Source organism: Paenibacillus polymyxa M1 (genome assembly GCF_000237325.1).
GTDB classification, from domain to species: domain Bacteria; phylum Bacillota; class Bacilli; order Paenibacillales; family Paenibacillaceae; genus Paenibacillus; species Paenibacillus polymyxa_C.
In genome coordinates this window covers 2,678,710-2,692,172 of sequence record NC_017542.1, presented here as the reverse complement: position 1 = coordinate 2,692,172, position 13,463 = coordinate 2,678,710, and the positions used below count along the sequence as shown (strand labels likewise).

The 13,463-nt window shown below is 46.0% G+C and carries 12 protein-coding genes; 6 read left to right on the top strand and 6 right to left on the bottom strand.

The annotated features are described in order from the left end of the window. Window positions 1–168 precede the first annotated feature (168 nt). On the bottom strand, window positions 169–822 hold the full coding sequence (locus tag PPM_RS12165) for a GntR family transcriptional regulator (RefSeq protein WP_013371163.1): 654 nt from the start codon (window positions 820–822) through the stop codon (window positions 169–171). Between the two features lie 158 nt (window positions 823–980). Here PPM_RS12165 and uxuA point away from each other — a divergent pair, with 158 nt between their 5' ends. From uxuA to PPM_RS12135, 6 genes are all read left to right on the top strand, one after another. After that, window positions 981–2,060 (top strand): mannonate dehydratase, encoded by a 1,080-nt coding sequence (uxuA, locus tag PPM_RS12160; protein WP_013371162.1) that lies wholly within the window; start codon window positions 981–983, stop codon window positions 2,058–2,060. Further along, window positions 2,061–3,668: a mannitol dehydrogenase family protein gene (locus PPM_RS12155; protein ID WP_013371161.1), complete on the top strand. Its 1,608-nt coding sequence runs from the start codon at window positions 2,061–2,063 to the stop codon at window positions 3,666–3,668. A gap of 362 nt (window positions 3,669–4,030) precedes the next feature. Next, window positions 4,031–5,239 carry an MFS transporter gene (locus PPM_RS12150; protein ID WP_013371160.1) on the top strand — a complete coding sequence of 403 codons (1,209 nt, stop codon included), beginning with the start codon at window positions 4,031–4,033 and terminating at the stop codon, window positions 5,237–5,239. Window positions 5,240–5,461: 222 nt separating this feature from the next. Then, window positions 5,462–6,730, top strand: coding sequence for an aspartate aminotransferase family protein (locus PPM_RS12145; RefSeq protein ID WP_254207958.1), 1,269 nt, complete (start codon window positions 5,462–5,464; stop codon window positions 6,728–6,730). 34 nt (window positions 6,731–6,764) lie between these two features. Then, window positions 6,765–7,814: a 2-amino-2-deoxy-D-mannitol dehydrogenase GutB1 gene (gene gutB1, locus PPM_RS12140; protein ID WP_013371158.1), complete on the top strand. Its 1,050-nt coding sequence runs from the start codon at window positions 6,765–6,767 to the stop codon at window positions 7,812–7,814. Window positions 7,815–7,843: 29 nt separating this feature from the next. Further along, on the top strand, window positions 7,844–8,572 hold the full coding sequence (locus PPM_RS12135) for an HAD family hydrolase (RefSeq protein WP_014599753.1): 729 nt from the start codon (window positions 7,844–7,846) through the stop codon (window positions 8,570–8,572). A 452-nt stretch (window positions 8,573–9,024) separates the two neighbouring features. Here the strand turns inward: PPM_RS12135 and PPM_RS12130 are convergent, their stop codons facing one another. The 5 genes from PPM_RS12130 to PPM_RS12110 form a co-directional block, all read right to left on the bottom strand. Further along, entirely contained in the window at window positions 9,025–9,636 is a 612-nt protein-coding gene (locus PPM_RS12130; RefSeq protein ID WP_013371156.1) for a DUF1349 domain-containing protein, read from the bottom strand. Between the two features lie 36 nt (window positions 9,637–9,672). Continuing rightward, window positions 9,673–10,227, bottom strand: coding sequence for a GNAT family N-acetyltransferase (locus PPM_RS12125; protein ID WP_013371155.1), 555 nt, complete (start codon window positions 10,225–10,227; stop codon window positions 9,673–9,675). A 301-nt stretch (window positions 10,228–10,528) separates the two neighbouring features. After that, entirely contained in the window at window positions 10,529–11,446 is a 918-nt protein-coding gene (locus tag PPM_RS12120; RefSeq protein WP_013371154.1) for a D-alanine--D-alanine ligase, read from the bottom strand. A 36-nt stretch (window positions 11,447–11,482) separates the two neighbouring features. Beyond that, window positions 11,483–12,994: a PLP-dependent aminotransferase family protein gene (locus PPM_RS12115; RefSeq protein ID WP_013371153.1), complete on the bottom strand. Its 1,512-nt coding sequence runs from the start codon at window positions 12,992–12,994 to the stop codon at window positions 11,483–11,485. A 158-nt stretch (window positions 12,995–13,152) separates the two neighbouring features. Beyond that, window positions 13,153–13,440 (bottom strand): xenobiotic reductase b, encoded by a 288-nt coding sequence (locus PPM_RS12110; RefSeq protein ID WP_013371152.1) that lies wholly within the window; start codon window positions 13,438–13,440, stop codon window positions 13,153–13,155. Window positions 13,441–13,463 lie beyond the last annotated feature (23 nt).

The following is a 13,463-nucleotide window of genomic DNA, read 5'->3' as shown; positions in this document are numbered from 1 at the left end:
CTTGCCCTTCTATTTTACAATTGCGAAGCGGCAAGGGGCTTAGTGTGTCAACAACGCCCTATCTTGTATACAAGATCTCGAATTCCTATGAAAATCCTTCAATTCCAACCACCACTTGACGGCAAACAACTAAACTCATAAGCAAAAAATGAATAACACACACCAGCATTATTTCTTGATATAGTCAGCGAACTGCCGGAGAAATTCGAGAGAATGTATATCCTTTCTGAGATGATGGTGAACCAGATCATCCATTTTGCTCGTTTCCTGATTCAACATATATTCAAGCATGGTTTGGTGCTCATGCCAGATTTCCATCAGCTTCCCTGCTTGCAGCATATGCAGCTTGCGATATCTGATATAATGAACATTTGATTGCTGAATTAGCTGCCAAAGAAATTCTCGGCCTACCAATTGGAACATAGTTTGGTGGAACTGATCGTCCAAAATGAGAAATTGATCCGTAGCATGATCTTCATCAATGACAGCCCTCTGTCTGTCCAGAATTTCGCTCAGCTTCTGTATATCGCTTAATGCAAATTGCGTAGAAAGCTCCTTCATAATCTCTTTTTCCACTGCGCTTCTCAGGTAGCTCATTTGTTCTACGGACTCCAGATCGATATAAGAGACAACGTTCCCCTTTTTGGGATAAATATCAATATAAGATTCTAGTGCAAGCTGCTTCAATACATCGCGCAGCGGAGTTCTGGACAACTGGAAGCGTTCTGACAAGGTCGTCTCGCTGAGCAGAGTACCAGGCTTTAAGATCATCGACAAAATATCATTTTTCAAAAGCTGCTTGATTTCTTCCTTTGTAAACATATCATTCCTGCCTTCACTTTATAAATCTAGACTTATTATAAAACATTTTGATGTGTTGAACCCCTCTAAAATTGTCATTGACAAGGGCAAACTTTGTACTTTATGATCAAACCAATCTTGTATACAAGATTGCCAATAAAATCAGGGAGGGTATCTTTATGAACATGACCTGGAGATGGTATGGAGAAGGCAACGACAATATTACACTGGATCATATCCGGCAAATTCCGGGAGTTATGGGTATTGTCTGGTCTTTACATGATAAGGTAGCGGGTGAAGTATGGGAAATGGAACGAATTGAGAAGGTAGCTGAGCAGATCACAAGCAAGGGCTTTAGTACGGCGGTCGTAGAAAGTGTAAATGTCCACGATGATATCAAAATCGGCCTCCCATCCCGCGATCAATACATTGACATTTATATTGACACCATTCGCAAATTAGCCAAGGTGGGAGTCAAGGTGATTTGCTATAACTTTATGCCTATCTTTGACTGGACCAGAACAGAGTTGTATAAAGAACTACCTGATGGATCTAACGCTCTGTTTTATGAAAAGGCTGCCATTACCGATAATCCCCGCCAAATGGTGGATCGGATTCTCAAGGGAGCAGGGAAGTTCACGATGCCAGGCTGGGAACCGGAGCGGTTGGCGAGACTAGATGAACTATTTGCTGCTTATGCGGAAGTCACTGAAGACAAGCTGTTTGACAATCTAAAGTATTTTCTTGAGCGCATTATCCCCGTCTGCGAGGAGGTTGACATCAAGATGGCCATTCATCCTGATGATCCGGCATGGCCCATCTTCGGGTTACCGAGAATTGTTCGGAGTCGTGAGACCATCCGGCGTATCTTAAATGCAGTGAACAGTCCATATAATGGTCTAACCTTCTGCACAGGCTCACTGGGGACTAATCTTGAGAATGATTTGCCGGCTATGATTCGGGAATTTCATGATCGTATTCATTTTGCGCATATCCGTAATGTTAAGGTGTTCGAAAATGGCGACTTTATTGAAGTGTCACACCGTGGAAAGGACGGAAGCGTCAATGTACCGGAAGTAGTTAGAGCTTATCACGAGAACGGCTATCAGGGATATGTGCGCCCAGACCATGGCAGACATCTATGGGGAGAAGAAAAGAATTGTCGGCCAGGCTACGGTTTGTATGACCGTGCACTGGGAGTTATGTACTTGCTGGGTGTCTGGGATAGTCTGGCTCAAAACAACAAGGGAGTGAAATAGATGCTCCAGCTTAACCGGAAAAGCCTTTTAGACAGGACGGCCTGGGAAGCAGCAGGTATTGAACTGCCAAAATATGATTTGGAGCTTGTAGCCCATAATACCCGAGTTAGACCGCAATGGGTGCATTTCGGCGCAGGCAATATTTTTCGGGGGTTCGTAGCCAATGCACAGCAGCAGCTGCTGAATAGTTTGAAAGCGGATACAGGTATAATTGCGGCCGAAGCCTTTGATTTTGAAATGATCGACAAAACTTATAAGCCTTACGACAATCTAACCTTACTGGTGTTGATGAGTGCAGACGGAAAATTTCACAAAAGTATGATCGCAAGCGTCGTTGAGAGCCTCGTAGCAGAAAAGAATCGTCCGGACGACTACCTCCGTCTGATTGAAATATTTGAAAATCCGACTCTGCAGATGGCCAGCTATACTGTCACGGAAAAAGGATACGTCCTCACCGGGCCCGACGGTAAGTATCTGGCTGTTGTAGAGAGGGATTTAGCGAATGGTCCTGAACAGCCGGTGCATGTGATGAGCATAGCTACTTCGCTTGTCTATCAGCGTTATCTGAAGGGGCAGCTTCCAATGACCTTTGTAAGCATGGATAATTGCTCCCATAACGGCGATCTGTTAATGGATAGTATGATTACTATCGCCAAGGAGTGGAATCACAGAGGTCTAGTTGAGAATGGGTTTGTAGACTATCTGCAGAATGAGGAGAAAATAACCTTCCCGCTGACTATGATTGATAAAATCACCCCCCGCCCTTCCTTACAGGTACAGTCTGCTCTTCGGGAGCTGGGGTTGGTCGACATGGAGATGATCGTTACCACCAGGCATACGTATACGGCCCCCTTTGTCAATGCTGAGGTTAGCGAGTATTTGGTCATTGAAGACAAGTTTACAAACGGGAGACCTGCCCTAGAGGAAGCTGGCATCATCTTCACGGATCGGGATACGGTGAACAAAGTGGAGAAGATGAAAGTGACTACCTGTCTCAATCCGCTACATACAGCGCTGGCCCTCTCCGGGTGTCTACTAGGGTATCAACTCATTGCAGATGAAATGAAGGATCACACCTTGCGTCGTCTGGTGGAAACCATCGGCTACAAGGAAGGCTTGCCTGTTGTGGTTGATCCCGGAATTATCCAACCGAAAGCATTCATTGACGAGGTATTGCAGGAACGCTTCGCCAATCCCTATATTCCGGATGCACCACAGCGGATTGCAACAGATACATCTCAAAAGATGAGCATCCGTTTTGGGGAAACCATAAAGTCTTATGTTAGCACAGCAGGTCTTGATCCTGCCAACTTGACTGCTATTCCCTTGACCATTGCGATTTGGTGTCGCTATTTGCTGGGACTGGATGATCAAGGAGCTCCCTTCACACTCAGTCCGGACCCGTTACTGGATACATTACAGGGATATTTACAGAATACGAAGCTAGGCGATCAGACCTCCGAAATTCGCTACCTCCTTGAGGATGAAAAACTGTTCGGCGTCCGATTATATGAGATTGGTCTGGGCGACAAGATTGAAGCCATGTTTCATGAAATGCTGGCAGGTCCCGGAGCAGTCCGAAGTACGATAGAGAAGTATGTGAATTAGAACTTATATTAAAGCAATCCCCCTGCTACGAAACTTTGGTCAGGGGGATTTGTAATTCTCATAACGACCGCAACTTTTCCTCCCAAACGCATGAAAGATCCCTCCAATGTTTTTAATCAACCGTTCATTTGAAGGATGGACCAACTTCTAAATCAAAGTCAATTGTACGAAAGTATATAGTGCCTTCAAGATAAAACTGATGTGTATCACGTTGATAAGGAGCATGACGCATATTATTAAGAGTCTATTGATTTATTTTTACAATTTCTGTGGAATTGTATATATACTTTTCCAGAGTAATGGTATATTCTAGTAAAAACAATGCTCATATAAAAAAATATGACCTTATGGAGGGACAGGCCTTGAAGAGACTTTTCGCTTTAAGTTGTGCTTTCTATCTGTTAATCGGTGTCACCAGCGTTGTGCTGGGGGCATTACTGCCGACTTTGCTGCCTCACTATGGACGGGGGTACAGCGATGGTGGATTACTGCTGTTCTTGCAGTTTTTCGGCTTTCTTGTCGGCGTTCTGCTCACTCCCTTCATGGCTCTACATATGGGCCGCAAGTCCATGCTTGCTATTGCCTTGGGGAGTATTGTCATCGCATGTACTATCTTGGGTGTACTGCCCTCATGGAATTGGGTCATCGCAATGGCCATCTGGATTGGCTTCGGCTCAGGCATTATTGAATCATCTATCGGAGCGTTTACAATTGAGTTCACGGAAGAACAAAAAGCCGTAGCCATGTCCAAGCTGGATGTCTATTTTGCACTTGGTGCACTGCTTATGCCTGCGATCGTTAGCCTGTATATCTGGTTTGGAATATGGAATCTAACCTTTTACACCATCTCCCTTCTCACTTTTATCCTACTGCTATTTTGGCTTACCATGCCAGTTTCCGCTTCCTCTCACCTTACCCAAGCAGACATCCGCACTACTGAACGTTCAGTTGAACAAGCCCGTTACTCAGGACAGCATCGTGTATTGCTAGGAATCTTCATTATATTCTTCTTTGTTTATATGGGTCTTGAACTGGGGCTCATGAATTTCCTACCTTCTATTCTGACTGAAACGCTACAACTTCAGGGATCTGTAGCCTCGCTAGGTGTCAGCGTACTTTGGATTGCAATGATCATCGGTCGTATGTTCTCAGGAAGGATTGCAGAGTCAGCAGGATATATTCCTTTCCTACTATGGAGTGCAATCGGAACTTTCTGTTTCTTAGTCGCTATGGTATTTATATCCAGCCAATGGGCTACATACCTTCTCATTTTTGGTGCAGGCATATTCATGTCTGGCCTCTTCTGTATCGCGCTTGTCTACGCCAACGTAATGATTCCAGGAATGACCGAACGGACGACCAGCATTCTGATTGCGTCAGGCGGAATTGGCGGATCGGTGCTTCAATATGTTATAGGCTGGAGCATGAGCGAATGGCCGGTGGCGGCTAGCCTCTGGATTTTAGGAGGGTTTACTCTGATTTTGCTGCTGGCACTTATTCTCACGCATCTGTGGAACAATCGGGGTAGCCGAGTAGTTGATTCACTTGCCCATCAGAGCAAGGAAGGATGACATCGCTTAGTTCTTAGGGGAGGTGAGGCCTATCGCATTTTTGCTTTTCGGGCTGATTCTGTTACTGCGGTTATCTCTCATATCTGTGAAATCGCAGAAGCACCAGATTGTGCTCCCTTGCCCATGAGGGCAAGGAAGATAAACTTCTTATTTTGGGGAGGTGAGTTCAGCCGCGTGATGCTCTAATAGGGTGGTACACTTTTATAAGATGACTTAATAAGAATGTATATTCTGATATGGAGGGGAAATATCGTGCATACGTTAACCAAAGAACGTTTCAGATATGGTAAAGGCATTACTCTGATTGACGATTCGGGCAAGGAGTATTTGGATGGCGTATCCGGCACCTTCAACTTGTCGCTCGGTTATAACCACCCTCATGTCGTCGCAAAAGTACAGGAGCAGGTCGGCAATCTTGCTCACATGTCTTCGTCTTTTACAGAGCCTTATGTCGAAGAAGTCCTAGATCATCTAATCCAGTACGCCCCGAACGGTATCGACGCTGGGTGGATGAGAGATATTACCGGCTCCACAGCGAACGAATGTGCTGTGAAACTGGCCCAGAAATATACCGGAGCTACTGATATCATCAGCTTGCATCTGTCACATCATGGACAAACCCAATTCGCAACAGGCATTTCCGGCAATGCCTTCCGCCGGAAAAACTTTCCTAACTCAACTGCAGCAAACTCTCTGCATGTGCCTGCCCCCTACTGCTATCGCTGTCCCTTTAATTCTTCACCAGACAAGTGTGGTCATCATTGTATTGACGCCATATCAGACGCCATTGAGTATGCAAGCTCTGGGTCTGTGGCCTGCATGATTATCGAACCCATTCTGGGCAACGGAGGTAATATCATCCCGCCTCCAGGATATTTCAAGCGTCTCCGTCAGCTATGCGACGAGCACGGAATGATTCTGATTGCTGACGAAGTGCAGACCGGAATTGGACGGACAGGTTACATGTTCGCAAGTGAGCTGTTTGACATCCAACCGGATATCATTACACTCGCCAAAGGTCTGGGTGGCATCGGTGTCCCGGTTGCAGCGGTCTTGATGCAGTCTCGTCTTGATGTCCTGGAGAAGCACGAGCATTCCTTTACCTCGGGCAGCAATCTGATCTCGGTCACGGCAGCCAAATCCACGCTGGAGGTTGTAACCGAACCCGGTTTTCTGGAAGCCGTCCGGTCCAAAGGAGACCTGCTTGGATCCCTGCTGACGGAGATGGCCGACAAGCATGATTGCATTGGTGAGGCTCGTGGCGTCGGACTAATGTGGGGACTGGAAATTGTAGATGAGGACGATGCCCCGAATGCAGTGAAAAGCAATGGAATTATCGATCGTGCATTTGAGGAACAGCAATTAATTCTCAGAGGTTCCCGTTACGGTTATGGCAATGTGGTCAAAGTGAGACCTTCTCTCACGGCTACAGAAGATGAGATTGTCGAAATTGTTAAACGGCTTGATGCCGTTCTTTCTACTCTTCACTAACGATCTGCCCAATAGGCAAAAGGAGGAATTATTCATGCTTGCACTAGTATACAAATCAGCTTGGGATGTCGCACTTGAGGAAAGACCGATCCCGGAGATTAAAAAGGATAACGATGTACTCGTCCGGATTCGGGCGACAGGCGTATGCGGTACGGATCTAGGTATCATTAGTGGCAAATATCATGCCGTGCCGTCCACGATCTTGGGTCACGAGTCAGCCGGGGATGTTGTCGCTGTTGGATCAGCCGTCAGTTCACTCAAGCCTGGGGACCGGGTGGTGATTGATCCAACATATTACTGCGGTCAATGTGAAATGTGCCGGACAGGAAGACAAAATCATTGTACACACAAATCCGTAACAGAGACCGGAGTCAGCGCCGACGGTACGTTCACCGATTATTATGTGACTGAGGACCGTTTTTTGTACAAGCTGAAGGATCATATCAGCTACGAAGAAGCGACGCTGACCGAACCGCTGAGCTGTATGCTGACCGGGATCAACCAGATTAACCTGCTGCCGAACTTCACCACTGTTATTATAGGCGCAGGTCCGATCGGGATTCTGTACAGCTATGCTCTTGCTTCGAAAGGCGTGACTGGTTGCCTTGTTGACATCTCGGAGGAACGGCTCGCCATTGCGGATTCTATTGCCCCCGAACGGTGGTCCGCGCATGCCACGCTGGAGGCGGCCATTCATAGGCTGGCTCCGGCAAAGAATCAGGTGGACATGATTGTGGATACCACAGGCGTGGTCGGCACCGAGGTACTAAGCCAGCTTGCGAGCGGCGGGTATTTGATGCTGGTGGGGCTGAGAGATGGGATAAGCTCGTTTAATCCGAAAGAGGTCGTTGACCGTAGCCTTAAAATCATCGGCTCGATTGATTCTCTGGGCACGTTCTCCACGGCGCATTATCTGATTGAGCAGCAAATCATTCCCGCCAAAAAAATCATTACCCACTCGTATCCGCTTGATGACTACCATGAAGCCTTTAAGACACTTGGATGTAATATCAGCGAGCGGACACTTCAGCCTTCGTCTCAGGCGATCAAGATTGTGCTGCAATCGAATGGCTCCGGCAACTAAATTAGCTACTAACAAGGGGGAGAATGGACATGACGAGCATTCATCATGTTACACCGACGAATCATGAATGCACAGGAGACCTATCAGCGTCCGTTCCGGTCAAAGCGGTCATTTTCGACATGGATGGGGTGTTGGTAGACAGCGAACCGATTTATTTTGAGGTTGAACGCAGCTCCTTTGCCCATTTCGGTGCACCCATGACGGAAGAAGAGCATCACACCTATGTTGGAGTGACACTCGAATCCATGTGGCGTCAAGTGCTGGACAGGCATCAACTTACTAATACATTGGAAGAGGCACTTGCCTATCACCGAAAAAATGTGATGCAGACCATAACAGCATATGAGGGCCTGATGGCGATCGACGGACTGGAACGGTGGCTGGACTGGTTACGGGAAAAAGGAATTCCGATTGCAGTAGCCTCTTCCTCTCCGCGGTCGCTGATTGATCTCATTATGGAAAAAACGGGACTTGGCCGTTACTTTGATATTCGAATCACTGGAGAAGAGGTATCCCAGGGTAAACCGGCACCAGACATCTTCCTATATGCCGCCGAACTACTTGGCATAGCCCCGGACCATTGTATTGTTATTGAGGATTCACGAAATGGTGTTCATGCAGCCAAGAGTGCTGGTATGCGCTGCATTGGTTTACACAACCCAGGCTCGGGCCAGCAGGATTTATCCAAGGCAGATTACCGTATTTCCAGCTATGATGACCTGTGGGCGCTTAAAGAGAGCTTGCCATTCGGGGAATAGTTGTCTGCCAAGAGAAGGGCTGTAAGATGCTGGAAGGCATATCTCCTCTATAAATATATTAAACCGCCTGATCTTTAAAATGGATAATGACAGATATAATTATGCCCCATAGAGTACATAGTAGAGTATGTCATTTAGACTACCCTGTGTGTACTCTATGGGGCGTGCTTTACATCAAATATTTTTCAACCTCATGTCTGTTGCGTAAAAAACTGAACTTAGGAAAGACAAAATCGGAGTTTTTAGAGTATGTATTTTATTGTGTCAAGTAGTAGTTTTCCGCTTTGGTCTTCCTTATCAGTCCCGGATTTCACACCAAAATACACATCTTCCCTTTTGGGTCTATTACAATATATTTTATTATGAGACACCTACTCTTAATCATTATTTCATGTGCATATAAGCTAGTTTATCGTATCTCATATTGCTGTGCTCAGCTGTGCATTCGTTCTTCAATGATGTTCTACAGGAGGATCACTATGAAGGTCTTGGTCCCGTTCTGTAAAGTGCCAGCGAGTAAAGGTAACCTCAAAGCCCTCACGGGTTGGCGAACAGGTATATGGACCTGCCTGATTTCCAGTGGTGTAGGGAAAACGCGCCACACGAATCGTTCGCCATCCATGATTCTCCGTCCGTGCGCGAATGACCACAGCATCCTTGATGATGGAAGCGCGGAGGGTGACTTCTTCACCAACCCACTCCGGCACAGCCGCAAGCGACCAGTCAGAATACCCAGCGGTTACGACTGTGGAAAGCTGAGGAATGCCATCATTGATTTCTATCCCCGCTTTAATCCATTGCTCGGGGCCATGGTATAACAAAATACCTGCCTGATCATAAAGCTCCGTAAAGGATGCGAGTTGAAACGATACTTCTACCGCCGTGTTATTATTCCAATCCGATAATAAAGCGGACCCATCTTCAAATTCAAAACCATATAATGTCTTTTTCCAAAAATCTCTTCCCTTTTCAGGCGCAACCTTAAGAAAATCTCCTTCTTTCCGGGCATATAGAGGTGAATTGATCCAATTCCCTTCCTCCCATTCCATTCTCTTTTTAGTCATCTTTTTGTCCTCCTTTATTCAAATAAATTTGTCGTTCTAATCAAACATCAGATACCAATAGATCGCGATCTCGTCACTTTCTTTATCTAGGCCTCTGTAGACGTAGGAGTCGAATCCACCGATCACAAAACCGCAACTTTCATAGAATTTACAAGCGCGAACATTATTACTTTGTGTCTCCAGCATGATTCCTGGCATTCCGCCATCCTTCCCCCAGCGTTTAGCCTGTTCGATTAGTTCCTTACCGATACCGAAGCTTCTATATAGCTTGTCGACTTTGATATCTTCCACATATGCATACTTATTCCAATTCCTTTTCAGAACAATTTGACCTACGACTTGATTATTTACGAGCGCTAAATATATGATCTGATCGGGATTGTCGATATAATTCGAATAATCCTCAACTGTGTCTTCCTCAAACTGATCATCATCGTAGCTTTTTTTACTAATAGGCCTCTCCTTCACCGTATATTCGATTTGCTGTCCCGTTAATTGCATAACAAGGGTAGAATCCACGATAAAGCTACCATCAATGTTTGTGCTACACTCACCGTCCTCAGCCTTCACTTCTCTGATTAAAATATTCATTTTCGTATTCGTTCTCCTACAGTTTTATAAGGTGCGAATAGAGATGTGAACACCTCCCCATCTTGAAGCAAAATCAAGTTGCATTAATGCTGCAACATCCTTCAAATCTACATCAGTTTAACGCTGTTCCGTTCTAACCATTATAACAATATTTCGCCATTTTCTGTCTAATCCCTTTACTTTATAGACCATTAAATTCTCTTTAGGATGAACAAAAAGCCTTCCGATGTTCTCTCAGATGAAAGCTTCCGTATCAAGGTATTCTAGCTGGTCTAATCCATCAAACATGTTAAACCTTCTCTCATTCCCTTTTTCGCTCATGAAGTGAGCTAGTAATAATACGGTCCAGCAGCTGCGTAAAGGTTATGCCTGCTGCAGCTGCACTCTTCGGAAGTAGGCTGTTAGCGGTCATTCCGGGTAAGGTGTTTACCTCCAAAACGTAAGGTACATCCTGGCACAAAATCATATCGATCCTTGCATACACCTTGCACTGCAGCAGCCGATAGCTGGCAAGCGCCGTCTCGCGCACACGCTGCTCAATAACGGGAGGAAGCTGGATCACCTTCTCCTCAGCACCGCCGGTCTCATATTTCGCTTTATAGTCGAACCATTCAGAATGGGCAGAGCGAATCCTGATAATCGGTAATACCTCGCCATCCACAATTGAGCAGGTAAGCTCCGTCCCTTGAATAAAAGGCTCAACCAAAATCGTCTGATCCAAAGCACAAGCCTTCTGAATAGCCGAGTGAAGCTCCTTCTCATTATGCACAAGCTGGATGCCGATGCTGGATCCTCCCATATTCGGCTTCACAATAACGGGATAACCCAACTGCTCTACCGCTTGCTGATCATAATCGCCCATTCCCTGCCAGCAGAGGCCTGCAGGCGTAAGCACCCCTGCCGACTTCAGCAGCATCTTGGACAGCTGCTTATTCATGCACAGGCTGCTTGCCAGAACACCGCTCCCTGTATAGGGAATGCCCAGTGTCTCCAGCGCTCCCTGCACCGTGCCATCCTCGCCATATTGGCCATGCAGCGCCAACAACGCAAAATCGATGCCTGTGTGCTGAACCTGTGCGATTAAATCCGCTGGCTGATCGATCACAATTGGAACCACCTCATAGCGGCTGCGATCCAAATGATTCAGCATCTCTTGACCTGTCTGCAGAGAAACCTCACGCTCAGTGGAAGTACCCCCCATAATAACGCCAATCTTCATCATGACCCCCCATTTTCTTAAAAAATCATAGTGCAGTTACGGATTGTTCTTATGACCACATGCCTTAGAAAAGTTACGCACCTGTTGGCCTATAATCTGAATACCCCGCTCGATCTGTTCATCCGTTACTCGGGAAAAGCCAAGCCGCAAAGTATTCGTCCCTTCACCTTCATGTATAAAAAACTTGTCTCCAGGTATATATATAACACCTTGATCTATGCATGCTTCAAGCAACTGGCGCGTATTTACACCTGCCGGGAAGGTAAGAAACACATGCAAGCCCCCATCGCCAGATAGTTGCGCCTCAGAGAGATGGGTATCACAGCATGCCTTCGTAAGCTCGTATTTGCGCTTATATTCCATACGTGCTCTTTTTACATATTTCTCAAAATTTCCATTGAGTAAATATTGATATAATATCGATTGGTCGATTGTTGAGGTATGAATGGTGCGCGCACGCTTAATGCTTTCCAGAGTGTCAATCAGCGCTCGATCTCCAAGCACCCAGCCTACTCGCAAGCCAGGAAACAGCACCTTGGAGAAGCTGCCAATATAGATGACTCCGTTCCCTCGCCCTGCTGTTGCTATTAATGGCGCAATATGCGCTCCTGAATAGCGCAGCTCCTCATTAAAACCATCCTCAATCACCGGAATCTGATAGCGCATCATTAAATTCATTACAGCGCTGCGCTTTGCTGGCGACATGACAATGCCTGTAGGATTGTGATAGGAAGGAGTCAAATAGGCGAGATCGAAGCTATTTGTCTGCTTCTGCAATACCGCTTCAAGCTGCTCCACATTAATACCATCCCGCTCCATTGGAATGCCGGTAATCTCAAAGCCTTGTAGCTTTAAATTTTTGATCGCTGTGTGATGGGTCGGATTTTCACAAATTACTGTACCGCGGCGCGCTGAAGGGCGAAGTGCCGACAGCACAATATCGAAGCCTTCTGTAAAACCGCTTGTAATCAGTAGATCCTTGCCGCTTATATCGACGCCCTTATTCTCCATATATCTCATCAGGTAATCGATCAGTGGTTTGTAACCCTTGGCATAGCCGTAGTTGAGCAGCACCTGCCCTTCGATTGCCATCCGATCCATAAAGGCTCGCCTTACATTTCCCAGATCAAACAGCTGCTCATCCGGTGCGATGCTTGTAAACGAGATGATTCCTCTTGGGGCGCGAATGCCCTGCTTCATCATATCAAGCTCTGCAGCCGATACAGCGTACTTGCTCATTCTTGTCTTCCAATCAATCTGCCAGGCGAAGGAGGCGTCAGCCCCTCCGTTATCCGCAACCAAACGGTCCACCATAGCGGCCACATAGCTGCCTCTACTCGGTATTGTATACGTAAATCCATCGTCCTCTAGGCCTTCATAGGCTGCAATAACTGTATTGCGACTCACCTTGAGCACACTACTCATTTCACGTGTGGAGGGTAGCTTCTGATCCTTATGAAACGTCCCTTTTATAATTAAACGTTTAATATATTCTTTTACTTGTATCGCGACCGGACGGTCACCAACGATCTTAAAATCTTGGAACATTGTTCATCGCCCTCCATCTATAATGATGGCATAGGTAACAAAAGAAAAAAAGAACCACCGCTCTGGACTTTTCATCCTTCGATGGTTCTTCCGATTTTATCCCAGCTACGTCCTCATCATATCCGTAACTCCAGATGTTTGGTTACGCAATGATCATCTTATTGACTAATCTCGAAATCCTTAATGGTTGCATCCGGTCTTAAAACTTTATTTTGATCCAGCTCAGATAACGGTTTACCATTTCTAACCTTCTTTATCCAATCATAATTTGCAAGTACGCCTTTCTCCAACGCAATTACGTCAGCAAACCCTTGCCCAATGATTGTGGCAGCCTTATCAGGATCATCAAGCTGGCCATTCGCAATAACTGGTATCCGGTTTTCAATGGATCCACCGTATTCATCTGTTTGACGACTCGTATAGTCCGTAAGGAACTGATCAAGCATTATACTCCTTATAAGTGAACTCA